This window comes from Chromobacterium sphagni (assembly GCF_001855575.1).
GTDB lineage: Bacteria > Pseudomonadota > Gammaproteobacteria > Burkholderiales > Chromobacteriaceae > Chromobacterium > Chromobacterium sphagni.
In genome coordinates this window covers 3,287,263-3,310,411 of record NZ_MKCS01000001.1, presented here as the reverse complement: position 1 = coordinate 3,310,411, position 23,149 = coordinate 3,287,263, and the positions used below count along the sequence as shown (strand labels likewise).

Annotated in this window: 25 protein-coding genes and 2 pseudogenes; 12 read left to right on the top strand and 15 right to left on the bottom strand. The window is 64.0% G+C overall.

The window, feature by feature from the left end:
* Positions 1-71 precede the first annotated feature (71 nt).
* The 3 genes from BI347_RS15015 (at position 72) to BI347_RS15005 (ending at position 2,419) form a co-directional block, all read left to right on the top strand.
* A complete protein-coding gene (locus BI347_RS15015) occupies positions 72-560 on the top strand; it encodes a winged helix-turn-helix transcriptional regulator (protein WP_071113029.1) in 489 nt (162 codons plus the stop codon).
* 193 nt (positions 561-753) lie between these two features.
* Positions 754-1,881, top strand: a complete 1,128-nt coding sequence (locus BI347_RS15010; protein WP_071113051.1) for a methyl-accepting chemotaxis protein — start codon at positions 754-756, stop codon at positions 1,879-1,881.
* Between the two features lie 70 nt (positions 1,882-1,951).
* Positions 1,952-2,419 carry a YbaK/EbsC family protein gene (locus BI347_RS15005; protein WP_071116221.1) on the top strand — a complete coding sequence of 156 codons (468 nt, stop codon included), beginning with the start codon at positions 1,952-1,954 and terminating at the stop codon, positions 2,417-2,419.
* A gap of 40 nt (positions 2,420-2,459) precedes the next feature.
* Here the strand turns inward: BI347_RS15005 and BI347_RS15000 are convergent, their stop codons facing one another.
* From BI347_RS15000 to BI347_RS14970, 7 genes are all read right to left on the bottom strand, one after another.
* Complete coding sequence (locus tag BI347_RS15000; protein WP_071113031.1) at positions 2,460-3,731, bottom strand: flagellar assembly protein T N-terminal domain-containing protein; 1,272 nt, start codon at positions 3,729-3,731, stop codon at positions 2,460-2,462.
* Positions 3,732-4,424, bottom strand: coding sequence for an LPP20 family lipoprotein (locus BI347_RS14995; RefSeq protein WP_083338905.1), 693 nt, complete (start codon positions 4,422-4,424; stop codon positions 3,732-3,734).
* Between the two features lie 113 nt (positions 4,425-4,537).
* Positions 4,538-5,452: a GlxA family transcriptional regulator gene (locus tag BI347_RS14990; protein WP_071113032.1), complete on the bottom strand. Its 915-nt coding sequence runs from the start codon at positions 5,450-5,452 to the stop codon at positions 4,538-4,540.
* Positions 5,445-6,350, bottom strand: a complete 906-nt coding sequence (locus tag BI347_RS14985) for an EamA family transporter (RefSeq protein ID WP_071116220.1) — start codon at positions 6,348-6,350, stop codon at positions 5,445-5,447. Before BI347_RS14985 ends, BI347_RS14990 begins: the two co-directional genes overlap by 8 nt.
* On the bottom strand, positions 6,337-6,549 hold the full coding sequence (locus tag BI347_RS14980; protein ID WP_239690893.1) for a DUF1737 domain-containing protein: 213 nt from the start codon (positions 6,547-6,549) through the stop codon (positions 6,337-6,339). Before BI347_RS14980 ends, BI347_RS14985 begins: the two co-directional genes overlap by 14 nt.
* A gap of 80 nt (positions 6,550-6,629) precedes the next feature.
* Positions 6,630-7,184 carry an isochorismatase family protein gene (locus BI347_RS14975; protein WP_071113035.1) on the bottom strand — a complete coding sequence of 185 codons (555 nt, stop codon included), beginning with the start codon at positions 7,182-7,184 and terminating at the stop codon, positions 6,630-6,632.
* 101 nt (positions 7,185-7,285) lie between these two features.
* Complete coding sequence (locus BI347_RS14970) at positions 7,286-7,906, bottom strand: LysE family translocator (RefSeq protein WP_071113036.1); 621 nt, start codon at positions 7,904-7,906, stop codon at positions 7,286-7,288.
* Positions 7,907-8,092: 186 nt separating this feature from the next.
* Between BI347_RS14970 and BI347_RS14965 the strand changes: the two genes are divergently transcribed.
* From BI347_RS14965 to BI347_RS14945, 5 genes are all read left to right on the top strand, one after another.
* Complete coding sequence (locus BI347_RS14965; protein WP_071113037.1) at positions 8,093-9,538, top strand: aminotransferase-like domain-containing protein; 1,446 nt, start codon at positions 8,093-8,095, stop codon at positions 9,536-9,538.
* 311 nt (positions 9,539-9,849) lie between these two features.
* A complete protein-coding gene (gene infA, locus BI347_RS14960) occupies positions 9,850-10,116 on the top strand; it encodes a translation initiation factor IF-1 (RefSeq protein WP_071113038.1) in 267 nt (88 codons plus the stop codon).
* A 44-nt stretch (positions 10,117-10,160) separates the two neighbouring features.
* On the top strand, positions 10,161-10,346 hold the full coding sequence (locus BI347_RS14955; protein ID WP_071113039.1) for a hypothetical protein: 186 nt from the start codon (positions 10,161-10,163) through the stop codon (positions 10,344-10,346).
* Between the two features lie 149 nt (positions 10,347-10,495).
* Positions 10,496-11,812 (top strand): glycoside hydrolase family 19 protein, encoded by a 1,317-nt coding sequence (locus BI347_RS14950; protein ID WP_083338904.1) that lies wholly within the window; start codon positions 10,496-10,498, stop codon positions 11,810-11,812.
* A gap of 202 nt (positions 11,813-12,014) precedes the next feature.
* Positions 12,015-13,169: a N5-glutamine methyltransferase family protein gene (locus BI347_RS14945; RefSeq protein WP_071116218.1), complete on the top strand. Its 1,155-nt coding sequence runs from the start codon at positions 12,015-12,017 to the stop codon at positions 13,167-13,169.
* A 90-nt stretch (positions 13,170-13,259) separates the two neighbouring features.
* On the opposite strand, the gene BI347_RS14940 is transcribed toward BI347_RS14945, so the two are convergent.
* From BI347_RS14940 to uvrA, 4 genes are all read right to left on the bottom strand, one after another.
* Complete coding sequence (locus tag BI347_RS14940) at positions 13,260-13,640, bottom strand: DUF6697 family protein (RefSeq protein ID WP_071116217.1); 381 nt, start codon at positions 13,638-13,640, stop codon at positions 13,260-13,262.
* A 207-nt stretch (positions 13,641-13,847) separates the two neighbouring features.
* On the bottom strand, positions 13,848-14,162 hold the full coding sequence (locus BI347_RS14935) for a thioredoxin family protein (RefSeq protein WP_071113042.1): 315 nt from the start codon (positions 14,160-14,162) through the stop codon (positions 13,848-13,850).
* Positions 14,163-14,217: 55 nt separating this feature from the next.
* Entirely contained in the window at positions 14,218-14,661 is a 444-nt protein-coding gene (locus BI347_RS14930; protein ID WP_071113043.1) for a VOC family protein, read from the bottom strand.
* 114 nt (positions 14,662-14,775) lie between these two features.
* Positions 14,776-17,607: an excinuclease ABC subunit UvrA gene (gene uvrA / locus BI347_RS14925; protein ID WP_071116216.1), complete on the bottom strand. Its 2,832-nt coding sequence runs from the start codon at positions 17,605-17,607 to the stop codon at positions 14,776-14,778.
* 182 nt (positions 17,608-17,789) lie between these two features.
* On the opposite strand from uvrA, the gene BI347_RS14920 reads away from it, so the two are divergent.
* From BI347_RS14920 to BI347_RS14915, 3 genes are read left to right on the top strand one after another with little or no spacing between them, the layout of a single operon-like run.
* The gene (locus tag BI347_RS14920; RefSeq protein ID WP_071116215.1) at positions 17,790-19,151 is read left to right on the top strand and encodes an MFS transporter; all 1,362 of its coding nucleotides are present in this window, start codon (positions 17,790-17,792) and stop codon (positions 19,149-19,151) included.
* 53 nt (positions 19,152-19,204) lie between these two features.
* Positions 19,205-19,603 (top strand): hypothetical protein, encoded by a 399-nt coding sequence (locus BI347_RS24015; RefSeq protein ID WP_139166969.1) that lies wholly within the window; start codon positions 19,205-19,207, stop codon positions 19,601-19,603.
* Positions 19,536-20,426, top strand: a complete 891-nt coding sequence (locus tag BI347_RS14915; protein ID WP_083338903.1) for a DUF1460 domain-containing protein — start codon at positions 19,536-19,538, stop codon at positions 20,424-20,426. The genes BI347_RS24015 and BI347_RS14915 overlap by 68 nt, the downstream gene beginning before the upstream one ends.
* A gap of 185 nt (positions 20,427-20,611) precedes the next feature.
* Here BI347_RS14915 and BI347_RS14910 read toward each other — a convergent pair whose 3' ends face one another.
* Both BI347_RS14910 and BI347_RS24010 read right to left on the bottom strand, forming a co-directional pair.
* Complete coding sequence (locus BI347_RS14910) at positions 20,612-21,286, bottom strand: YiaD family glycine zipper/OmpA-like lipoprotein (RefSeq protein WP_071113046.1); 675 nt, start codon at positions 21,284-21,286, stop codon at positions 20,612-20,614.
* 113 nt (positions 21,287-21,399) lie between these two features.
* Positions 21,400-21,537 (bottom strand): hypothetical protein, encoded by a 138-nt coding sequence (locus BI347_RS24010; protein ID WP_158020797.1) that lies wholly within the window; start codon positions 21,535-21,537, stop codon positions 21,400-21,402.
* Between the two features lie 138 nt (positions 21,538-21,675).
* Between BI347_RS24010 and BI347_RS14905 the strand changes: the two genes are divergently transcribed.
* Entirely contained in the window at positions 21,676-22,146 is a 471-nt protein-coding gene (locus BI347_RS14905; RefSeq protein WP_071113047.1) for a single-stranded DNA-binding protein, read from the top strand.
* A gap of 340 nt (positions 22,147-22,486) precedes the next feature.
* Here BI347_RS14905 and BI347_RS22965 read toward each other — a convergent pair.
* Positions 22,487-22,747, bottom strand: a pseudogene (locus tag BI347_RS22965) (transposase); the annotation flags it as partial.
* Between the two features lie 181 nt (positions 22,748-22,928).
* Positions 22,929-23,147 (bottom strand): annotated as a pseudogene (locus BI347_RS25015) (tyrosine-type recombinase/integrase); the annotation flags it as partial.
* Positions 23,148-23,149 lie beyond the last annotated feature (2 nt).

The window sequence follows — 23,149 nt, the reverse complement described above, 5'->3', positions numbered from 1 at the left end:
GGTTTTTTTCACTGAAATTGACGAGAATCAATTAATTAAGATCAAGATTTTGTCGTCCTAACAGTGAAAATATGAAGACAGTCACCACCACCGGCAAGGCGCTGGACAAGATGGACCGGAAAATCCTGCGCATCCTGCAGAAAAACGGCCGCATCGCGATGACGGAACTGGCGGAAAAAGTGGGCCTGTCCACCACCCCCTGCACCGAACGGGTGCGGCGCATGGAGCGCGACGGCTTCATCGAAGGCTATTACGCCCGGCTCAATCCGCATGCGCTGGACGCGTCCTTGTTGGTTTTCGTCGAAATCAAGCTGGAGGCGAAGTCCGGCAACATCTTCGACGCCTTCCGCCGCGAGATCCTGAGCATCCCGGAAATCCTCGAATGCCATCTGGTATCCGGCGACTTCGACTATCTGATCAAGGCGCGCATTCCGGACATGTCGATGTACCGCAAGCTCTTGGGCGACATCCTGCTGCAGTTGCCGTCGGCCAAAGAATCCAAAAGCTACGTGGTGATGGAGGAGGTGAAGGAAACGCTGGCGCTGCCGTTAAGCGACTAGGGCTCGGCCCTCGCCGGACGGATAAAGCCATGCGGATGGATACGCGAAATCACTAGGCCTGGCCATAGGCAGGTCATTTCCCGGCAATGCGCCGGATCCCCGCCGTTAGCCCTTGCTATTCTCCCCTGGCTGTACCACACCCCATATTATTAATGTTTCGATTAGAACCGAATAACGGCTCGGGGAGAGAATGATGTTCGGATTTGCCAGCAAGACCGACAAGTCTGCCGAGATGGAGCAGACCATACACCAGCTGCAAAGCATGCTGGACCACTCCGACAACCTGATCATGCTGTGCGACACCAGCCGCGACAACGTCATCTTCTACATGAACAAGACCGCGCGCGACGTGCTGGCGCAGCACCGCCAGGCGCTGAACCAGCGCTTCCGCCCCGGCACCGACGTCGCCAATGCCGACGCCCACAGCATCCATCAATTCCACAAAGATCCCGAACGGATACGCGCCGTCTTCAACGATCTGGCCAACCGCCGCATCCAGGAGCACTACGCCATCATTCCGGTGGGCGAGATCATCTTCAAGACGAAGATATTCCCGATCTGGGACACCCGCGAACCGGATCGGCTGCGCTGCTTCATGGCCAGCTTTCAGGATATTTCGGCGGAAGAGAAGGCCCGCCAGTTTCAGGAAGAAGCCAACCGCCGCGGCGAATTTCTGGAGGCCCGCGTCAACGAGCTGTCGGAAAACATGCAGGCGATGAGCGCCACCATTCAAAACGTGGCGGTACAAACCGCCTCGGCGTCGGAATCGGCCAATCTGATGCTGTCCGAGGGCAAGCAGGGCTCCGCCATCATCAACGAAACCAGCTCCAGCATGAAAAGCGTGGGCGGCATGGTGCGCAATACCGCGGACAGCCTGGTGTCGCTGGGACAGCGCTCGGAGACCATAGGCCAGATCGTCAACGTGATCAAGGACATCGCCGACCAGACCAATCTGCTGGCGCTCAACGCAGCGATCGAGGCCGCGCGCGCCGGCGAGATGGGCCGCGGCTTCGCGGTGGTGGCCGACGAGGTTAGGAAGCTCGCCGAGCGCACCAGCAAGGCGACTCAGGAGATCGGCACCATGATCCGCGACATCCAGAACGAGGTGCAACAGAACGTTCAGGCCATAGAACAGGGCCGCAAACAGGTGGACGCCACCGAGAGCGACTTCCAGCGCGCCGAACAGGCGCTGAACAAGATCGTCGAGGAAATCAACAATATGCGCGACTTCGTGGTGCAGATCGCCAACGCCTCCGAACAGCAGGCCGCCACCTCGCAAGACATCGCCGACAAGCTGGCGGAGATCGCCCGCCAGCCGTAAAACAAAGCGCTTCCCAGCCGCCGCCGCAGTGGGAAATAATGACGATTCCTTCCCACTGCGAGCGCGCCCCATGAGCATGGAATCGGTCCGCCAGTTTTTCTCGTCCCAAGCGCTGGACATCACCATCATCGAGCTGACGGTCAGCACCGCCACCGTAGCCGAAGCCGCCGCCGCCCACGGCGTGGAAGCCGGCCGCATCGCCAAGACCCTGGCCTTCCGCCTGAACGACGGCCGCGAGGTGATTCTGGTGGCGCGCGGCGATGCCCGCATCGACAACCGCAAGTTCAAGGATGCCTTCGGCAAGGGCAAGATGCTGCCGCCAGAGGAAGTGGAGGCCATCACCGGCCATCCGGTGGGCGGCGTCTGCCCGTTTGGCCTGGCGCGCGAGCTGCCTATCTATCTGGACGTATCCATCCAGGCTTTCGACGAGGTGCTGCCGGCCGCCGGCGCGGTGCACAGCGCGGTGCGCATCAGCCCGCAGCGCCTGCGCGAGATCACCACTGGCCAGTGGGTGGACGTCTGCCAGGCCTTCGCCTGAACCGCCCCCGCCCTCGGCGCCCTCCCCACGCCAGGGCGGATCAGCGCCCGGGCACGAAGCGGACGTAGTCGCCGGCGGACACCGCCTGGCTATTGCTCTGCACGATGCCGATGGAGAAGTTGGGCTGCACCTGCACCAGGCTGACGTCGCCGTTCAGGCTTTCCGGCATTCCCAGTTCGCGGCCGGAAATCAGGTCGCGCACCGGTTGCCCCGACGAACGCCGGTACAACAGCAGCTTGTCGCCCACCGCCATGCCGTCCAGCAGGCCGGCGTTGATGTAGACGCGCTTGCCCTCCAGCCTGACGATGCGGGCGGAAAACGGAATGCAGGAGATGATGTCGTCCACCCGCTGCGACGCCTGGCTCAACAGCTTGTCCACCAGCCTGCCGTAGTCGCTCTGCCAGAAGGCGGCCGAGGCGAATGGCTGCGGCGAAGGCGGCGATACCGTTCCCTTGGCCAGACCGCTGACGCGCTCGTTGGCCAGTAATGAGCCGGTCAAGCCATCGTAAATCCAGATTTCGGCGTCAAACTGACGCTGGGTGGGCACATACTTGACCCCCATGCCGAACATTCCAGCGAACGGGCCGTTGTAGAACGACCCCTGCTGGCTGGTATTGTTGGATTCAAAAAACGAAGGCCGCGCGCCTTTGGCGGTCACCGAGGTGGACAGCACCCTCCCCGCCACCACGAACTGCACGTCCTCGCGCTGACCCAGCTCGCTGGCGATCTGCCAACCGGCGGCGGCTTCGGAGACGCGGCTGTCCGCCAGCACCGAGATCGTATTGGCGTCGCGAACCGTCAGCATGGAATTGCGCGCCAAGCGGCGCGACAGCTCGGTCGGCAACGCGGTCGCCAGATCCGGCATGTCGGAAGCCTCCGCCGGCCGCTCCACGTCGAAATAGGTGGTCACCAGCTTGCGCCGCAGCGAACGCCCCGGCGGCATCGCGCAAGAGGGGTCGCGGGGGCGCGGGGCCGCCGCCGGGTCGCCGGCATCCACCTGCACCTTGACGTGATACAGCTTGCCCTGCTGGTATTCATTCACCACCGTGATCGTGCCCTGCACCGCGCCGGAGGCCGTCAGCGTGCCGGACTCGCTGGTTCTGCCGTTTTCCAGCACCTGCGCCGACTCCACCCGCGCGCCCTGGCGAATGGCGATCAACTTGAGCGCATCGCGTATCGCCATGTCGCGCGCCGCCACCATCCCGTTGTCGAGCGGCGCCACGCCCTCGGCCGACAATATCGCGGCCCCGGCGGAGCCACACAAAAGAAATGCCGCCACGAGGGCGGCAATGGCCAGACCGTTGCGTTTCATTTACTGGTTCACATAGAAATTGCTGCTGAAACGGGCCGGCGCCGTGGCGGGCATTGCGGCATTCATCGCCGGCGCGGAACTGGTGGTGGCGCCGACGGCGCCGGTTTCCTGCGAGGCCCTCATCACGCTGCCGGTCTTGTCCAGCGCGTTCTTGAACTGCTTGTAGAACTCCTGATCCAGCGTGATCTCCGCCACAGCCTCGCTGGTGCCGTCCGGCTTCATGCTGGTGGACACGATGGACACGCCGCGCAGATAGGCGTCCACATACGTGCGGAAGCTATCGCTGTTGGCGATCATATTGGACACCGCGCTATTGCCGACCAGCTTCATGCCCTGCACCTGCTCGGCAATGCTGCGGAAGGCATCCAGCCGCGCCGCGCGCATCGCCAGCAGCTTGCGTTGCGAGGGCGTCAGGCTGTTGGTGTACGGCGCCGCCCCGGTGCCCACCACCCGCACGATGATGGGCTGGTAGGGGTTGACCTCCTTGACGATCACCTTGGTCTCTTCGCTGCTGCCATCCTCGCCCGACCCGGCGAAACCGACGCCGGTGGGCGTCATGCGGCTATCGCGCGCCGACGCCGGCGCAGCCATCGACATCGCCTGGGCCTTGGGAGGCGTGGGCGCGACGCAGGCGGACAAACCGATCAGCAAGGCAAGAGAAACAATACGGGGCAGACAGCGGGCAGTTTTCATGGCAGTTACCGATAGATATTGATCGAATGGTATGAACCATTCTCGGGCCTCGTCAACCCGAACATCGGCCGAAACTGATGAAACTTGAGAAAACAGCCGCAATGCGACCGCTTTCAGTCATTCAAACCCGCCGCCCGGCTCATCTGGCGGGCCGAAGAAAAGCCGGCTGACAGCGCCGCCTTCTCCTTGCCCAGGCCGGCCGCGCGCCACTGGTCGGCCAGAGCCAAGCGCAACGCGCGGTGGTAATCGTGCGCGGTAATGCCGGCATGCTCGCGAAACAGCCGCGACAGATGGCGCGCGCTGACGTGCACCAGATCGGCCAGCGCCGGCAAAGGCCAGTCGCGCACCGGGTCGGCGCAGATCAGGTCCTGCGCGCGGTGTAGCGCCGGATGCAGGTGGTTGCGCCAGGCCAGCCAAGGCGACAGTTCCGGGTCCTGCGGAGAGCGGCGGAAGTACACCACCATGTGGCGCGCCACCTCGCGGGCAATGGCGGGCTCGGCCAATTCGCCGATCAGATGCAGCGCCAGATCGATGCCGGCGGTGATGCCGGCGCTGCTGTAACAGGCGCCATCCTGAACGAATACCCGGTTTTCCTGCACTCGGGCGGCCGGCGCCAAGTCGCGCAGACGCTCCAGCAGGGTATGGTGGGTGGTGCATGACTTGCCGTCGAACAGCCCGGCCTCGGCAAGCAGCAGGCTGCCGGAGCAAATCCCGACCCAGCGCAAGCCCGGCAGATGGCGGCGGGCCGCCAGCCAGGACACGATGCGCCGCGCCTCCGGCGTGGCATAGGCCTGCGCCGAGTGCGCCGCCCCGGTCGCCACCACCACCGCGCCGTCCGGCAAGATCTCCGGCAAAGGCTCCAGGCCCCCAAGCGGCAGACCCAGCGAAGTGCCCACCTCCGCGGTCGCGCCCAGGTAATGCAAGCGGAAGTCAGCGCCCAGCTGGCCCGCCAGCCGGAAGGCGTCCGCGGGCCCGGCCAGGTCCAGCAACAGCAGGCTTGGCGACAACACGAAATAGATGTCAGACACGGCGGACCCCGCCAGGCAAGACGCTGGCCAGCAGCCGCGCGCCGAACACGCCGACCAGCAAACCCGCCATCAACAAGCCGCTGCCCAGCAGTTGCAGATCGGTCAGGCTCTCCCCCAGCAATAGATGCGAGGCCAACAGGCCCACCACCGGCACCAGCAAGGAAAACGGCGCCACCTTGGCGGCGGCGTGGCGCGCCAGCAACCGGCTCCACAAACCGTAGCCTAACATGGTGCCAAGGAAGGCGAGATAAGCGACGGCGAACAGCGACTGCAGGTCGAAATGGCGCAACGCCGGCAGGATGCGTTCGCCGCCCTCCAGCCACCAGGACAGCAAGAGAAAAGGAATCGGCGGCACCAGGCTAGACCACACCACCAGCCCCAGAGGCTCCACTTTATGGCCGGCGCGGCCTATCTGGCGCACCACGATATTGGACACCGCCCAGCAAGTGGCGGCGGCAATGGTCAAGCCGAAGCCGACCGCGCTCATATTGCCGCCCTTGCCGACGCCGATCAGCGCCAGTCCAGACAGCGCCAACAGCAAGCCCAGCAACTGGCTGGCCTGCCAACGCTCCCCCAGGAAAGCACGCGCCAACAGCAAGGTGAAAAAGGCCTGCGATTGCAGCACCACCGAAGCCAGCCCCGCCGGCATGCCCAGCTTGATCGCCGAAAACAGGCAGCCGAACTGGCCCACCCCCACCGCCAGGCCGTAAAACGCCAGATAACGCCAAGGCAAGGCCGGCCGACGCACAAAAAACACCGCCGGGAACACCACCAGGCAAAAGCGCAACGCCCCCAGCAGCAGCGGCGGCACGCCGGCCACGCCCCATTTGATCACCACGAAATTGACGCCCCACACCAGCACGATGGCCAGCGCCTGCAACAAGTCAGCCAGCGGCATGCTTGCTCCCCGGCCACAGTACCGCCTGCGCCACGATGACCCGCTCGCCATTGAAAGCGGCGGCCGGAGAACCGTATAAACGATAGCCCAGCGCCAACGCCTCGCTGACGCGATGGCAAAAGGCGGAGTCGTCCGGACCGGTCAGCAAGCGGTAGGCCGGCAGGCCATCCGGAGGGGAGCTCATTGCTTCGACAGACATGGTTTCACCTGATTTGAACTATTCGCACCACTGTATTCCACGGACATACCGGGCCGCAAGCGCGGCCCGGCGGATTTCCATCAGCCCTCCATCCGCCGCAGCGCCTCCTCCACCGTGACGATGGCGGCGAAGCGCCCGGTCAGCACCAGCTCGGTGCGGGCGCGGATATCGGCGGCGCTATAGGTCACGCCGCTGGACGGATGCGTCATGGCGAAAGTCAGCATGGCCTCGCTGACGAAGTCCACTTCGTAACCCAGGTCCGACGCCACGCGGGCGGTGGTTTCGCAGCACTGCTCGGTGCGGATGCCCGAAATCGCCAGTTTCTGGATGCCATGCTGGATCAGCCAGCTCTGCAGGCCGGAATCGGTCAGCGCATTGTGCACATGCTTGGTAAAGGTGGCGGCCGGGTGGTGGGTGAGCCAGGCCAGCGGCTTCACCAGTCCGGACTCGGCGGAGAACGGCCCTTCGCCGCTTGACTCGTGCAGGATGTTGATCACCGGCACGCCGCGCGCCTGGGCGCCGGCGATCAACGCCTGTTGCGCTGCCTGGTAGGCAGGCAGGTCCTGTTCGCTCCAGAACGGACGGTGACGGAACGACTCTTGCACATCGATGACCAGCAATACCGACTTCTTCATCTTGCTCTCCTTGGCGGTGCGTTGAATATGGACACCATCTTAGAGCCGCACAGCCGGCAATTTAAGGCCGCTTGCGGACAAGACTCTGCCAAAAATGGACATCATGCACGGCCGGCCAGCACAGGAGCCAACTCGTCATACAACAGCCAGAGCGCCGTCGCCGCCATCAGGCCGCCCATCAGCAGGTTGTACAGCAGCAAGGCGCGCGGCGCGGCCAGCCAGTGGCGCAGCCTTTCGCCGCCATAGGCCCAGACGCTGATGCAGGGCAGATTCACCACGGCGAACGCCAGCGCCAGCAGCAAGGCCGCCGCCGCCTTGCCAGCATGGCCGGCCGGCATGAACAGGATGGAAGCGTTGAGCACCATCACCCAGGCCTTGGGATTCAGCCACTGGAACAGCGCCGCGCCGAGGAAGCCCAGCGGCCTGGCCTGCTGCCGCGCCTCCGGCTGGCCGGAGCCCGCGATCTTCCACGACAGCCACAGCAGATAGACGCACCCCGCCACCGCCAGCGGCAAGCGCCACGATTGCAGCCAGCCCAGCATCTGCGCCAGCAGCATAGCCACGATGAACACCTGCAATCCGCAGCCCAGGCTGATGCCCAGCATGTGCGGCAGCGTGCGGCGGAAGCCGAAATTGACGCCGGAGCTGGCCAGCATCAGATTGTTGGGGCCCGGCGTGATCGACATCAGGGCGACATAGGACAGCAAGGCGAATTCAGGCATGCTCGGATCTCCGCAAAACGGCAAGCGGCGACCAGCCCTTGCCCACCCCGCCATGCTAAACGCGCCGCCTGAATGGATACAGGCTCAAAAATCAATCATTGATCTGGTTACAGATTGGAGTTTTCAGATACTGTCACCATCCTCTATGATGACTGCTGTGCCCCACCGCCCCGACAAGGCCCACGCATGCAGAACAACGCCTCCACCCTTTACCAGCAGTTGGCCGACGATCTATCGCTGGCGATCAGCCGCGGCACGCTGCCGCCGGGCTCGCGCCTGCCCTCGGTGCGCCGCACCGCGCACAGCCGCCAGCTCAGTCTCAACACCGTGGTCAGCGCCTACCGCGTGCTGGAAGACCGCGGGCTGATCGAGGCCCGCCCCCAGTCCGGCTATTACGTGCGCGCACGGCTGCCGTCGCCGGCGCGCCCGGCCAGCACCCACAGCGGCCCGGCCACCCCCACCCAGAACGTGGTGCTGGACCTGATAGGCACCGTGCTGCAGGCGCAGCAGAGCGAAGGCTTCATCGACCTGGCGCTGGCCTGTCCGCGCGGCGGCGACTTCTACCCCGGCAACAAGCTGGCGCGGCTGATGGGCCAGATCCTGCGCCGCCAGCCCGGCATGGTCAGCACCTACGCGCTGCCGCCCGGATCGGAGCGGCTGCGCACCCAGATCGCGCGCCGCGGCATGGACCTGGGCATGACGCTGCAGCCGGACAACATCATCCTCACCCACGGCTGCATGGAAGCGCTGCAACTGGCGCTGCGCGCCGTCACCCGCCATGGCGACGCGGTGGGGCTGGAGTCGCCCACCTATTTCAACCTGCTGCCCCTGCTGGCCAGCCTGGGGCTGAAGGCCGTGGAAATTCCCACCGACCCGCAGACCGGCCTGTCGATAGACGCGGTGGAAGTACTGCTGGCCGAGCAGCGCATCCAGGCGCTGGTGGCGATGCCAAACGTCCACAACCCGCTGGGCAGCTGCATGCCGCTGGAAGCCAAGAAGCGGCTGGCTCGGCTGGTCAACCAGCACCAGGTGCCGTTGATAGAAGACGCGCTGTACGCCGAGCTGCAGTTCGCCGACACGCTGGCCCCGGCGGTGAAGGCCTTCGACGCCGACGGCTGGGTGATCGTCTGCGCCAGCTACACCAAGACGCTGGCGCCCGACTTCCGCATCGGCTGGATGGAGGGCGGCCGCTTCGACGCCCAGTTGCGCAAGCTGAAATTCGCGTCCTCGGTGGCCGAGCCGCTGGTGCTGGCCGAAACGCTGGGGGCCTTTCTGGAGTCAGGCGGCTACGACCACCACCTGCGCACGCTCAAGCGCCGCTACGCCGCCCATGTCGAGAAAGTGCGCGGCCTGATTTCCCGCCACTTCCCGGCCGGCACCCACGCCACCGCGCCGCAGGGCGGCTTCCTGATCTGGGTGGAGCTGCCTGAGGGCTGCGACAGCGTGGCGCTGTTCCACGCCGCGATGGCGGAAAAGATCAGCCTGATCCCCGGGCCGCTCAGCTCCCCCGGCGGCCGCTACCGCAACGCGCTGCGCCTGTCCTGCTGCTACCCGCTGGACGAGCGCTACCTGGCGGCGCTGGTGCGTGTCGGCCAGCTGGCATGCGAACAACCGGCATCGCCGGCGGCGTGAGCCCCGCCCGCGATGCCGCGCGGCGGAAGCGGGCAACCGTCCGCCAGCGGCGGAAAATCACCCCCCCGCCCGCCCCGCAGGCTGCGATGTAAACAAATTTGCTGACCAGACTCCCGGTTAGCGGTAGAATGCCGTCTGCCTCATACTTCGACGTCCGGCCAAACGCCCGATGTCCTGCCTAGCCCGTTGGGTAGCCCACGCGCGCCCAGCCTGCTTGGTCACCGAATTGAAGCTCCATCGCAACGCCCGCGGCTGCCGCCATCGCCAGCCGCGCTGGCCCTTGCACTACCCGTATTGAGAAAGGAATCGTTATGTCCAAAGAAGACATGATCGAACTGGAAGGTGTTGTCATCGAAATGCTGCCGGAATCGCGTTTCCGGGTAAAACTCGACAACAACGTTGAAATCCTGGCTTATGGCTCTGGTAAGATGAAGATGCACCGCATCCGCGTGCTGGTAGGCGACCGCGTCACCGTGGAAATGTCGCCTTACGACCTGACCAAGGGCCGCATCAACTTCCGCCACCCCACCGCCAACATCGGCGGCGGCTCGCGTCCGCCGCAACACAAACGCCGTTAATATTTCAGGCATGGCCGCCATGCGGTCACGCCCTTGGTACACTGATGAAAATTCATGAATTACAACCGGGCGACCTCGTCACCGAACAACACGGTCAAGACACCGTCGCCTTTGAAGTAGTAGCCATCAAACAGATGGGCCGCCGTTTCGCAGTCACCTTCAGCTCCGCGCTCGGCCTCGCCAGCGCGCATTACGCCGGCGACGCCTGGATCAGCGCGATACGCGGCTGATCCGCCGCCGGACATGGCCAGCCGCTTAGCGCCTCCCCGCATCCACCCCCCAGGTTGGCTGCCGCCCCGCCTGCAAATCATTTGACATACTTCAAATTGGTTCCATAGTGGTATTGCGTGCCATTTGGCATGAATCCCAAGGGACCATCATGAAATTCGCTTTGTTTGGCTTGTTGCTGCTGGCCGGCTCCGCGCTGGCCGCTCCGTGGAATTCGCAGCGCCCCTACCAGAAGGGCCAGGTCGTGCAATGGCAGGGCCGCGACTGGCAGGCAAAATGGCCGACGCGCGGCGAAATCCCAGGCGCCAACCCCAAAGGCTCGTGGATAGCACACGTCGGCGGCACGCTGCGCAAGCTGGACGACCCCGTCCCCGTCATCCCCACGCTGCAGCAGGCGCTGCAGCATGAGGCCGACCTGACCAACAACGACTTCTTCCGCAAGGTCAAGGCCTCGATCCGCACGCTGCCCAGCGACCAGGTGGAGCAGGTGGCCTCCGGCCGCGCCGCCAACCCGGTCAATGTGCGCCGGGTGGAACGTCTGCTGCCCTCCGCCAAGTGGGATTACTATTTCACTCGCCGCGACCCCAGCTATACCTATACCCGCTTCCTGCAGGCGGTAGCCAAGTTCCCGGCGGTGTGCGACGACTACAGCGACGGCCGCGACGCCGACGCCATCTGCCGCCACAGCCTGGCCACCATGTTCGCCCACTTCGCCCAGGAAACCGGCAACCACGACGCCAGCGACACCATTCCGCAATGGCGGCAGGGCCTGGCCTACCTGCGCGAGATGGGCTGTACCGACACCGGCCCGGGCTGCGGCTACAACACCGAATGCGACGATCCGGTGTTCAACAAGGTATGGACCTGCGGCAAGAACGCCGACGGCAGCTGGAAGAAATACTTCGGCCGCGGCGCCAAGCAGCTGTCCTACAACTACAACTACGGCCCGTTCTCGCAGGCAATGAACAACGGCGACCAGTCGGTGCTGCTGCAAAACCCCGACCTGGTGGCCAGCACCTGGCTCAACCTGGCCTCGGCCACCTTTTTCTTCGTCTACCCGCAACCGCCCAAGCCCTCCATGCTGCACGTGCTGGACGGCACCTGGGTGCCCAACGCCGCCGACATCGCCGCCGGCGCCGGCAACAACTTCGCCACCACCATCCAGATCATCAACGGCGAATGCGGCGGCGGCACCGAGCGCCAAGCCGCGCAGAACCGCATCGACTACTACCAGCAGTTCGCCCACGATCTGGGCTGGGACTACGGCAGCGAGCAGCTGTCCTGCGCCAATATGCAACGCTTCACTTCGGCCAGCTCCGCCGCCTACAACATCTATTGGGAAAAAGACTGGAAATGGGGCGACGACTACCAGTGCCAACTGGTCAGCTACCAGACCCCGTACAGCGCGCTGCAGGCCGGCAACTACCAGCACTGCGTGGAGGACAACTGGGGCGTCAAGCTGAAATGAGCCTTGGCGCCGCGCCGGGCTGCCGACCAAGGCCGCCCGGCGCGTTTTTCAGGTGACGGCAAGCGCCCATTGCGTTTACCATTCAGGCTTCCCCCGCAGTCCCGCACTCCGAAGCCCGCCACCGCCTTGCGGTGAGTCGCCCCCTTTATGGCCTTGCGCTGACGCGATCCCGCCTTTGGCCAACCTTTTCCGACAGCACGACATGAATCCGACTCCGCAGCCCGGCGCCAACCCGCCCCCAACCGTACACTGGCAGGAAGCCGGCGCCGAGCGCAGCGCCCGCTGGCGCTCCGAAGCCGGCCTGCCGCCGCCCAAACGCATCGTGATCGCCGACGACAGCCTGTCGGCCGACGCCGCCTACAAACTGGCCTGCGAAGGCGGCACCCTGCTGTGGCGCGGCGACTACCAGAACGCCCGCCAATTGCTGCAGGCGCTGGCGCGGCGCGTGGACCGCAAGGGCGCCAAGCCCGGCGCCACGCCGCTGGAGTCCTTCCACCTGCACCGGCAGGCGCAAGGGCGCCGCGCGCAGATTTTGTCGCGGCTGGTGCTGCCGCTGGACGCCGACTACGCCATCCCGCTGCGGCGCGCGCCCGACTTGCGCCAAGCCTGCCTGGAGGCCTACGGCGAAGGCGGCGAAGCCTCGCTGGTGTCGCTGCGCGAATTGCTGGGCCTGACAGGCGCGCACGAGTGGCGCAAGAAAGGCGTGGAAGTGAAGGCGCTGGCCGCTCGCATCTACCCGCATTACGGCGTGTTCGCGCCGATACGCGGCGAATATGTCGACCTGGTGGCCAGCGCTCCGCTACCCGGCGCGGAGCTGGCCTTCGACATCGGCGCCGGCAGCGGCGTGCTGGCGGCGCTGCTGGCCAAGCGTGGCGTGGCCCGCGTCGTCGCCACCGACCAGGACGAGCGCGCCCTCGCCTGCGCCGCCGACAATCTGCAACGCCTGCGGCTGGACGGCCAAGTGGAATTGCGGCGCGCCAACCTGTTTCCGCAAGGCCGGGCGCAGCTGGCGGTGTGCAATCCGCCTTGGCTGCCGGCCAAGCCCAGCTCGGCGATCGAATACGCGGTCTACGACCCGGACAGCGCCATGCTGCGCGGCTACCTGGACGGCCTGGCGGCGCATCTGCTGCCCGGCGGCGAAGGCTGGCTGATCCTGTCCGACCTGGCCGAACACCTGGGCCTGCGCTCGCGCGAACAGCTGCTGGAATGGATAGACCAAGCCGGCCTCGCCGTGCTGGGCAGGCTGGACGTCAGGCCCAACCACAAGAAGGCGGTCGAGCAAACCGATGGCCTGAGCGCGGCGCGCCAAGCCGAAGTCACCAGTTTGTGGCGGCTAGGCGTCAAAGCGCAGGCCTGAACATGGCAACGGGGCGGACGCCGCTCAGCCGCGGCCCCCGCCCCGTTTTTCAGACTGCGCAGCCAGGAGGAACAACCCGGCGTCAGCCCTTCAGAACTGCACCTGCTTCTCTAGCTTCAACACCTGCTTGATCTGACCCGCGGTCCAGGCGCTGCGCGCGGCATGCGGCGCGCACGCGTCCGGGTGGGTTTCGCTGGACAGCACGCGGAACATGCCCTGATAGGCCCAGTTGCTGGTGGTTTGCTTCAGGAACACCGGAATCGCGCCGCCCTGGCGCGCCAGCTGCTCACCGGCGGTGCGCTCCGGCGGGCAGGAGTTGCACAGGATCACATTGGGCGCGTCCGGGTTCAGATCCGGACGCAGGCAGGCGGCCACCACCTTGCCCTTCTTGCGCGGCAGATAGGAGTGCTTGTTGCCGCCGACCACGGCGTGGATTTCTTCACGGGTATAGCTTTTGCCCAGTTCGAACATGGATATCTCCATCACGTCGGCGCCTGCTCGCGCAACCCATTTGCGCGAATCAAGGCCGGACACGCAAGATAGCCAAAGCCGCTTAAAAATCTGCTAAAGCCGGAGCCTCCCGGCAGAAAATCGGCATCAACGCCGTTTACATCCCGCCACGCCGAACATCAACCCGGCCCACAAATTTTCTTAATTCGGCCTGCGCGCCCTCGGCGATCAGCCAGCATCCGCTACAACCGACTCCAGTTCGGCCAGGCTTCGCGGGCGCACAGCGCGGCCGATTTCAACGCCGTCGCGCAGCAGAATGAAGGTGGGCCACAATTTCACCCGGAAAGCCCGCCCCAGCGGCTTCCCCTTTCCGTCCTCCAGCGCCAAATGGCGCAGCTGCGGCTGCGCAGCCAGCAACTGCGCCAGCAGCGGCTGCGCGCCCTGACAGTGCGGGCACCAGTCGACGCCGAACTCCAGCAACGTCAGGCCGCCCATCGCGGCCACCGCCTCCGGCGCGGGGTTGTCGGTCAGATAATGGCCCATATCTTGCTCCCAAATGAAAAACACCCGCTTACTGCGGGCGTCCCGAACGTGCGGATCAGACTGCGAGCTGGCCGCCCAACTTCAGCTTGCCCACCAACCAGGTGTGGTCGTAGCTAACAATCTCGAACGGGTTGCCAAAGGGGTCGACAAAAGACAAGGCGCAGAAGAAGCGGTGGTCCCGCACCGAGTCGCGGGCGATGCTCTGGCCTTCGCGGTTGGTGACGCGCTCGCCGGCCAACCGGTCTATCCACTCGACGAAATCCTGGCCGCCGACCACGAAGGCCACCGCGCCCTGCGAGCTGGGAACCGCGTCCGCGTCCTCGCCGATGGCCAGACGCACGCTGCCGCTGGAGTTGACCAGCATGGCGGCGTTATGTTCGCCATCGGTCTTGTAACGGGTGTCCGGCGTCAGCGCCAGCACGCGTTGATACCATTTCAACGCCGCCGCGACGTCCCCGACGCGGATGTGGATGTGATCGATCTTGCCTAAGGTCAGCATGCCTACCTCTGAGTATGTGCGGTGGATGGGCGCCGGCCTGGACCGGCGCATTGGTTTTGTACGGCTATCGCGAAACACCCGGAGCAAGGCGACATCGGGCATTTTCAACTGCGCCTACTGGCGGTCGCGCTCGAGTAGCGGCGCCAGATAATGGCCGGTGTGGCTGGCGGGATTGGCCGCCACCTGCTCCGGCGTACCGCTGGCGATGATCTGACCGCCGCCGGCGCCGCCCTCCGGCCCCAGGTCTATCAACCAGTCGGCGGTCTTGACCACATCCAGATTGTGCTCGATCACCACCACGGTGTTGCCGCTCTCGCGCAGGCGGTGCAGCACCTGCAGCAGCAGGTCGATATCGTGGAAATGCAGGCCGGTGGTGGGCTCATCCAGGATATACAGCGTTCGTCCGGTATCGCGCTTGGAGAGTTCCAAGCCCAGCTTGACCCGCTGCGCCTCGCCGCCGGACAGCGTGGTGGCGCTCTGCCCCAGCCGGATATAGCCCAAGCCCACATCCATCAGCGTTTTCAGCTTGCGCGCCACCGGCGGCACCACGGCGAAGAACTCCAGCGCCTGCTCCACCGTCATCTCCAGCACCTCGTGGATGCTCTTGCCCTTGTACTGCACCTCCAGCGTTTCGCGATTGTAGCGCTTGCCGTGGCAGACATCGCAAGGCACGTAGATATCGGGCAGGAAGTGCATCTCTACCTTGATCACGCCGTCGCCCTGGCAGGCCTCGCAGCGGCCGCCCTTGACGTTGAACGAGAAGCGCCCCGGCCCGTAGCCGCGCTCGCGCGCCAGCGGCACGCCAGCGAACAGCTCGCGGATCGGCGTGAACAGGCCGGTATAGGTGGCCGGATTCGAGCGCGGCGTGCGGCCGATCGGGCTCTGATCGACGTTGATCACCTTGTCCAACTGCTCCAGTCCCTTCACCTCGCGGTAGGGGGACGGCTCCTCGCTGGCGCCGTTCAGATCGCGCGCGGCGATTTTGTACAGCGTGTCGTTGATCAGCGTGGACTTGCCGGAGCCGGACACCCCGGTGATACACACCAGACCGCCCAGCGGCAGGTCCAGCGTCACATCCTTCAGGTTGTTGCCGCTGGCGCCCACCAGTTGCAGCATCCGGTCTTGGCTCAGTTCGCGCCGGCCGCCCGGCATGGCGATCTTGCGCCGGCCGGACAGGAAGGCACCGGTGACCGAGTTTTCGCTGGCCTCCACATCGGCCGGCGTGCCGGCCACCAGCACCTCGCCGCCATGCTCGCCGGCGCCCGGCCCCATGTCCACTAGGTAGTCGGCGGCGCGGATGGCGTCTTCATCGTGCTCCACCACGATCACGCTGTTGCCCAGGTCGCGCAGCCGCATCAGCGTGGACAGCAGGCGGTCGTTGTCGCGCTGGTGCAGGCCGATGGACGGCTCGTCCAGCACGTACATCACACCGGTGAGGCCGGAGCCGATCTGGCTGGCCAGCCGGATGCGCTGCGCCTCGCCGCCGGACAAGGTGTCCGCCGAACGCGAGAGGTTGAGGTAGTCCAGGCCGACGTTGTTGAGGAAGGACACCCGCTCGCTAATCTCCTTGACGATCTTCTCCGCCACCGCCTGCTTCTGACCGGAAAACTCCAGGCCCTCGAAGAAGGCCGCGGCGTCCTTCAGCGGCAGCTGGTTGATTTCATGCAGCGTGCGCTTGCCGATGAAGACATGGCGCGCCTCCAGCCGCAACCGCGAGCCGCTGCAGTGCGGGCAGGCCTGGTTGTTCTGGTACTTGGCCAGCTCCTCGCGCACCGCCATCGAGTCGGTTTCGCGGTAGCGGCGCTCCAGATTGGGAATGATGCCCTCAAAGGGATGGGCGCGGGTGAACTTGCTGCCCTTCTCCGACATATAGCTGAACTCGATGCTGTCGCGGCCGGAACCGTGCAGCACCACGTTGCGCACCTTCTCCGGCAGGTCTTCGAAGGACAGGTCGGTGACCGAGAAGCCGTAATGCTCGCCCAGCGCCAGCAGCATCTGGTAATAGAACTGGTTGCGCTTGTCCCAGCCCTTGATCGCGCCGGAGGCCAGAGAAAGCTCGGGATGGGCCACCACCCGGCGCGGATCAAAGAAGGTGATCTCGCCCAGGCCGTCGCACTTGGGACAGGCGCCCATCGGGTTGTTGAAGCTGAACAGGCGCGGCTCAAGCTCCGGCAGGCTGTAGCTGCACACCGGGCAGGCGAACTTGGCGGAGAACCAGTGCTCCTTGCCGCTATCCATTTCCACCGCGATAGCGCGGCCCTCGGCGTGGCGCAGCGCGGTCTCGAAGCTTTCCGCCAGCCGCTGCTGCATGTCGGCGCGCACCTTGAGGCGGTCTATCACCACCTCGATGGTGTGCTTCTTGTTCTTGTCGAGCTTGGGCACCGCGTCCAGCTCGCACACTTCGCCATCGACGCGCACCCGCACGAAGCCCTGCGCCCGCAGGTCGTCGAACAGGTCCAGGTTTTCGCCCTTGCGGCCCATGATCACCGGCGCCAGGATCATCACCCGCGCCTCTTCCGGCAGCGCCAGCACATGGTCCACCATCTGGCTGACGGTCTGGCTGGACAGCGGCACGCCATGCTCCGGGCAGTGCGGATCGCCCACCCGCGCGAACAGCAGCCGCAGGTAGTCGTGGATTTCGGTGACGGTGCCGACGGTGGAGCGCGGGTTGTGGCTGGTCGCCTTCTGCTCGATGGAGATCGCCGGCGACAGGCCCTCGATCAGGTCCACATCGGGCTTTTCCATCAATTGCAGGAACTGGCGGGCGTAGGCCGACAGGCTTTCCACATAGCGGCGCTGGCCTTCCGCGTACAGCGTGTCGAAGGCCAGCGAGGACTTGCCGGAGCCGGACAGGCCGGTAATCACGATCAACTGGTTGCGCGGCAGGTCCAGATTGACGTTTTTCAGATTGTGGGTGCGGGCGCCACGGATACGGATGCTGTCCATAAGAAGCTGTTACTCACCGTCGGTCAGGGAACCTGTTAATATACCCGACTTGGCCGGGCAGGCTCCACCTGTCTTTGAGCTATTGCAAACAGACCCGCCCCGACCGCGCGCCGATGTTGCGCAGTCATCCGTTTGCCGGCGCGGTCGTTAAACATAATCAAGCAAACCAGACCACACACCGCATGAATGCCATCGAACTGCGGGCCAGCCTGGGGCTGGCCGGTATCTACGCCCTGCGCATGCTGGGCATGTTCCTGATCCTGCCCGTATTCGCCCTGTACGCCAATACTCTGCAAGGCGCCGGGAACCACACGCTGATCGGCATCGCGCTGGGCAGCTACGGCCTCACCCAAGCGCTGCTGCAGTTGCCGCTGGGCATGCTGTCCGACCGCATCGGCCGCAAGAAAGTGATCTACGGCGGGCTGCTGCTGTTCGCCATCGGCAGCTTCGTCGCCGCCGGCGCAACCGACATCACCACCCTCACCCTGGGCAGGGTGATCCAGGGCGCCGGCGCCATCTCCGCCGCCATCACCGCGCTGTTGGCCGACCTGACCCGCGAGGAAAACCGCACCAAGGCGATGGCGATGATAGGCATGTCGATAGGCACCACCTTCGCCGTCAGCCTGGTGGCCGGCCCGGTGCTGGCCAAATACATCGGCGTCAACGGCATTTTCGCCCTTACCGGCTTGTTGTCGCTGGCGGCGCTGATCGGCGTGTGGCTGATCATCCCCGATCCGTCGGTGTCGCGCTTCCACTCCGAGACCGAAGCCAACACCAAGCGGCTGCCGGCGGTGCTGAAAAACAGCCAGCTGCTGCGCCTCAACTACGGCATCTTCGCATTGCACGCGGCGCAGATGGCGATGTTCGTCACCATCCCGTTCGCGCTGATCAAGACCGGCCATCTGGACAAGTCGCAGCACTGGCAGGTGTACCTGCCGGTAACAGTGATAGGCTTCATCCTGATGGTGCCGGCCATCATCTACGGCGAGAAAAAGGCGCGGCTCAAGCCTGTGTTCATCGGCGCCATCGCGTTGATGACCGCCGCCCAGCTGGGCATGGCGCTGGCGCTGGACAGCTTCTGGCAGATCGTCGGCTGGCTGTCGCTGTACTTCATCGCCTTCAACATCCTGGAAGCGACGCTGCCTTCGCTAATCTCCAAGATTGCGCCGGCCGACGCCAAGGGAACCGCGATAGGCGTGTACAACACCGCCCAATCGTTTGGCCTGTTCCTCGGCGCAGCTGCCGGCGGCTGGCTCTACGGCCATTACGGCCCGGCCGGCGTGTTCGGCTTCACCAGCCTGCTGATGCTGTCCTGGCTGATATGGTCTTTTGGCATGCAGCCGCCCAAGGCGGTGAGATCGGTGATGTACCATATAGGCGAGACGTGGCAGGGTAATGCCGACCTGCTGTCGCAACAGCTCGCCGGCATCGCCGGCGTCCACGAGGCGGTGGTGGTGAAGGAAGACCGGGTCGCCTACCTCAAGGTATCGCAGCAGCAGTGGGATGAAACCGAAGTGCGGCGGCTAATCGACGCTACCTTCTAGCTTTTCACCTCAGGCAAACGACCAAGGGCGGCCCCCGGCAACGGGGGCCGCCCTTGCGCATTGCAGACGCCGCCGCTGGCCGCAACGTTTTTTTACACAGCCGCCATGCCATTCACACCCGATTCACACCCGATTCACACCGGCTTTCAATTTCGCCACAATATCCGGCATATTCGTCTATCGGCTTGCAATACAATGAGCTGCATCAAACCAGCAGCGAGAAAGCCAAGAGACGCGTCCGAGATCTACATCCAGAAGAGCGGCTCCATAAGAGAATCGACTGGTACAACTCGACCTACTTGCTGGCCAAATCGAAGCTCGGCGGCGACATCGACACGCAAGTCAGGCTATCCAATGCGCAACGACAGCTAAGAGGGGGAGGACATGAGAAAAGTGCTATTGGCGGCATGGCTCCCCTGCATCTGCACGGCATATGCCGGCGGCGGGAATGACATTGACTTCCACAATATAAACGAGCAAAAGCTCATCAAACTATTCCAAGAAAACAAAAACTCATCGCCCGGGCAGCGAATCAAAACCTTCTCAAGCCTTTTCCTGGGAAACGCCTACGCCTCCAACAGGTTGATAGGCTCGAACCATGCCAATGAAAAGCTGGTAGTGGATTTCGGCAAACTGGATTGCTTTACCTACCTGGACTATGTGGAGTCGCTGCGGCGCTCCGACAGCGTCCACAATTTCTTTGAAAATGTGATCCGCACCCGCTACGCAAAAGGAGAGGTAAGCTACCTGTCCAGAAAACACTTCTTCTCCGACTGGGTCAGCGGCAATCAACGCAATATAAAAGACGTAACAAGATCAGTCAGCCGCCAGGCCATGACCGAACAAAAAGAACTCAACCGAAAGAAAGATGGCAGCCCTTACATCATCGGACTGGAAGCGAAGCGCAGGGACATCAGCTACATCCCGGCAAACAAGATAGACGCCGACACGCTGGACATGTTGCGCGATGGCGATTACATAGGCATCTATACCAAAACGCCTGGACTGGATGTCACGCACACCGGGATTTTCATCCGCAAAAAGGATGGCCCCGTGTTTAGAAATGCCTCCTCCCTATCCAGAAATATGAAAGTCGTGGATTCGCCCTTCCTTGAGTATGTGAGAAAACAGCCCGGCATCGTTGTCTACCGGGCAGTTAATGAGACGCCATCCCAGAATCACGCGCAATCGACGGCCAGTTTCATCATTCATTCCGCCCGGCAAGCCACAAACCGCCAAAGCAAGGCCACGCAAAACACGGAAAAGGCAGCATGACAATCAGCGGCGGCCCCGGATCGTATCCGCCTGGCCAGCCAATCGCGCGACCCTGCGCCGGCGCTTGTTGCCGGCAACTGCCCGACATGGTCCGTTGTCCGACTCGCGCATGGCCTAGGCAATAAACAGGAGCGGCCTTCCACGCAAGAGGCCGTCCCGGTCCCCATGCCGCCACCTTCGGCGACTTATTTTTGCGGCTGCGCCGGCTCCGCCACATAAATCTCCACTCGGCGGTTCATCGCGCGGCCGGACACCGTGCCATTGTCGGCCACAGGCTCGCGGGAACCGCGGCCGTCCACGCCGATGCGGTTGATGTCCACGCCGCGCGACGCCAGATAGCTCTGCGTCGCCTTGGCGCGGTTGACCGACAGCGGGTTGTTGATGGCGTCGGTGCCGGTGTTGTCGGTATGGCCGATGACGTTGACCGAAGTGACCGGGTTCTGCTGCAGCGTGCTGGCCAGCTTGTCCAGCACCGGTTTCAGGCTGGGCTTGAGCGCATAGCTGCCGGTGTCGAAAGAGGCGTCGCTGGGGATGTTGATCTTCAGGCGGTTGTCGGCCGTCTGGCTGACGCCGATGCCGGTGCCCTTGGTCGCTTGCTCCATCGCCTCCTTCTGCTTCTGCATGTGCTGCGACCACAGGTAACCGCTGCCGGCGCCGATCAGGCCGCCAAGGGCCGCGCCCGTGGCCGCGCTGCGCCCGCCGTGCCCGCCGGCGGTCAGCGCGCCGATCGCGGCGCCCAAGCCCGCGCCTATCGCCGCGCCTCCGCCCACGCCCTTCTGCGTGTCGCTCATATTGGCGCAACCGCCCAAGCCAGCCAGGCTCACCGCCGTCAGAGCGGCTACCAATGCATTCTTGTTCATGCGTTCATCCTTTCAAACAGTGCCAGACAGCGCACGGCCAAGCCAGTTCCCCATCGGCATGTCGGCCGCGCGAAAATACCCAGATTACAGCGCATCCCGCCTTTCTTCGCCAGTCAGGCGGCGAGCGCGACCAGCCGCGCGACAATCTCCCCATCGATACCAAAACGGCGGCTATTGCCGTGTATAATAGCGCCCGATCGTTCGGCCCGCGCCCGCTCGGCCGCCTTGCGGCCAACCTGGCCTTTCGACATGCAAGTCCTCTAGGCCGCCAGCCGGCTTGGATACCATCGCATGGGCTGATGGCGACCGCATGCGCCGCCATTGCCAGCGCAAGGCGGCGGCGCCTGCGTGGCGCAGGCCAAGCAGTTTGAACTTATCCGGAGAATTGAATGAACAGCATCACCTTTGACGGCCGCCTGGCCGCCGACGCCGAACTGCGTTACACCCCCAGCGGTGAGCCGGTACTGTCGTTCCGCGTAGCCAGCGACATCGGCTTCGGCGAGCGCAAGACCACCAACTGGTTCAGCTGCCAGGTGTGGGGCAAGCGCGGTGAATCGCTGAAGAACTACCTGGCCAAGGGCCAGCAGGTGACCGTGTACGGCCAGCTCACCCTGCGCGAATGGCAGGACAAGGACGGCAACAAGCGCGTGTCGCCGGATGTCCGCGTCAACGAACTGAGCCTGCAAGGCGGCAAGAGCGAAATGGCCGCCGGCTCCTCCGGCGGCATGGGCGGCGGCATGGACGACGGCTACGGCTACAACGCTCCGACCCAACGCCAGGAAGCCCCGGCGGCGCCGCGCCGCCAGGAGCCGAAGCCTGCTCCGCGCATGGATGATATGGACGACGATATTCCGTTCTAACCGGAACCACATGTTAGGTTGTTAAATTAGACTGGAAATACTCTGTGTAATCAGTAGATTGCACTTGGTTTTTCCGGTCTTTTTCTTTACGTCAAAAATTCACATCACCGGAAGTGCTGCTGTCGTAAATTCCTGTCATCTGACTCGACAAGAGATGCACGGTGACCAAGTTTTCCATTCGAGAAGTACGGATGCATCCGGTGAGCACATTCCCATGCTCGTGTCCGGCAGCCCCCTCGGACTGCCGGTTCCCCTCGCCGCCCGTTACGTCCTGACCCAGTTCCGTCCCAAGGGCCTGAAAGTCAGCAGCATCCGCCAACGGCTCTCCGCCTTAGACCCGCTAACAAAACCTGTCGATAAATCGCAGACAGATCAATGAGAAAGCCAGCTTGGGCAAAGCGTAATACGTATCCAGCCGTCGCTCAAAGCGGATGCGCAACTTGCCGAAGCCCGCTAGCCAAGAATGGGTACGTTCTACGACCCAACGGTGGCGACCCAGCCTCTCGCTGCTTTCCACTCCACGACGGGCAATTCGCACCAAGATTTCGCGCCGGCTCAGGTGTTCACGGCAACGGCGGTAGTCGTAGCCTTTGTCTGCATGCGAGGGGGGCCGAATTTTTGTGTAACCGGGGTTGGGTTTAGACCTGAGGTAGCCGTTCCTCAAACTGGATGGTAAAGCGAGTCAAGGCCGCCTTCCAGTCTAGGAAGGGCCTCAGGAACGTCGTGTTTTTTGGTGCTCATGAGTCTCCAGACAAGATGACAGTTTCCTGCCAAAAGTCCGGTTACACAAAATTCTGTACACCCTCGTGTTGGATAGCACGGTGTCCTAGGTAATTCTGGGTTGCCCTCGTGTCTTGTCCATCGTTGGCTAGCTTGAACCCAGTCGCATGGCGCAACATGTGCGGGTGGACTGGAAAGGTGAGTCCGCCCTCGCGTCCAGCGCGACTTACGATTTTGCGGACGGCGTCAACGGTTAATGGCGCCTTTCGCTCGCTGACAAGTA

Bases quoted from the DNA above. Each gene is read 5' to 3' on its own strand.
- BI347_RS14985 (WP_071116220.1), bottom strand. From the start codon at position 6,350: ATGCCGCTGGCTGACTTGTTGCAGGCGCTGGCCATCGTGCTGGTGTGG.
- BI347_RS14915 (WP_083338903.1), top strand. From the start codon at position 19,536: ATGAGAAAAGTGCTATTGGCGGCATGGCTCCCCTGCATCTGCACGGCA.
- BI347_RS14935 (WP_071113042.1), bottom strand. From the start codon at position 14,162: ATGGGCCATTATCTGACCGACAACCCCGCGCCGGAGGCGGTGGCCGCG.
- uvrA (WP_071116216.1), bottom strand. From the start codon at position 17,607: ATGGACAGCATCCGTATCCGTGGCGCCCGCACCCACAATCTGAAAAAC.
- BI347_RS14930 (WP_071113043.1), bottom strand. From the start codon at position 14,661: ATGCTGACCTTAGGCAAGATCGATCACATCCACATCCGCGTCGGGGAC.
- BI347_RS14910 (WP_071113046.1), bottom strand. From the start codon at position 21,286: ATGAACAAGAATGCATTGGTAGCCGCTCTGACGGCGGTGAGCCTGGCT.
- BI347_RS14965 (WP_071113037.1), top strand. From the start codon at position 8,093: ATGCAGAACAACGCCTCCACCCTTTACCAGCAGTTGGCCGACGATCTA.
- BI347_RS14970 (WP_071113036.1), bottom strand. From the start codon at position 7,906: ATGCCTGAATTCGCCTTGCTGTCCTATGTCGCCCTGATGTCGATCACG.
- BI347_RS14945 (WP_071116218.1), top strand. From the start codon at position 12,015: ATGAATCCGACTCCGCAGCCCGGCGCCAACCCGCCCCCAACCGTACAC.
- BI347_RS15005 (WP_071116221.1), top strand. From the start codon at position 1,952: ATGAGCATGGAATCGGTCCGCCAGTTTTTCTCGTCCCAAGCGCTGGAC.
- BI347_RS15010 (WP_071113051.1), top strand. From the start codon at position 754: ATGTTCGGATTTGCCAGCAAGACCGACAAGTCTGCCGAGATGGAGCAG.
- BI347_RS14995 (WP_083338905.1), bottom strand. From the start codon at position 4,424: ATGAAAACTGCCCGCTGTCTGCCCCGTATTGTTTCTCTTGCCTTGCTG.
- BI347_RS15000 (WP_071113031.1), bottom strand. From the start codon at position 3,731: ATGAAACGCAACGGTCTGGCCATTGCCGCCCTCGTGGCGGCATTTCTT.
- BI347_RS15015 (WP_071113029.1), top strand. From the start codon at position 72: ATGAAGACAGTCACCACCACCGGCAAGGCGCTGGACAAGATGGACCGG.
- BI347_RS14955 (WP_071113039.1), top strand. From the start codon at position 10,161: ATGAAAATTCATGAATTACAACCGGGCGACCTCGTCACCGAACAACAC.
- infA (WP_071113038.1), top strand. From the start codon at position 9,850: ATGTCCAAAGAAGACATGATCGAACTGGAAGGTGTTGTCATCGAAATG.
- BI347_RS14940 (WP_071116217.1), bottom strand. From the start codon at position 13,640: ATGTTCGAACTGGGCAAAAGCTATACCCGTGAAGAAATCCACGCCGTG.
- BI347_RS24010 (WP_158020797.1), bottom strand. From the start codon at position 21,537: ATGTCGAAAGGCCAGGTTGGCCGCAAGGCGGCCGAGCGGGCGCGGGCC.
- BI347_RS14905 (WP_071113047.1), top strand. From the start codon at position 21,676: ATGAACAGCATCACCTTTGACGGCCGCCTGGCCGCCGACGCCGAACTG.
- BI347_RS14980 (WP_239690893.1), bottom strand. From the start codon at position 6,549: ATGTCTGTCGAAGCAATGAGCTCCCCTCCGGATGGCCTGCCGGCCTAC.
- BI347_RS14975 (WP_071113035.1), bottom strand. From the start codon at position 7,184: ATGAAGAAGTCGGTATTGCTGGTCATCGATGTGCAAGAGTCGTTCCGT.
- BI347_RS14950 (WP_083338904.1), top strand. From the start codon at position 10,496: ATGAAATTCGCTTTGTTTGGCTTGTTGCTGCTGGCCGGCTCCGCGCTG.
- BI347_RS14920 (WP_071116215.1), top strand. From the start codon at position 17,790: ATGAATGCCATCGAACTGCGGGCCAGCCTGGGGCTGGCCGGTATCTAC.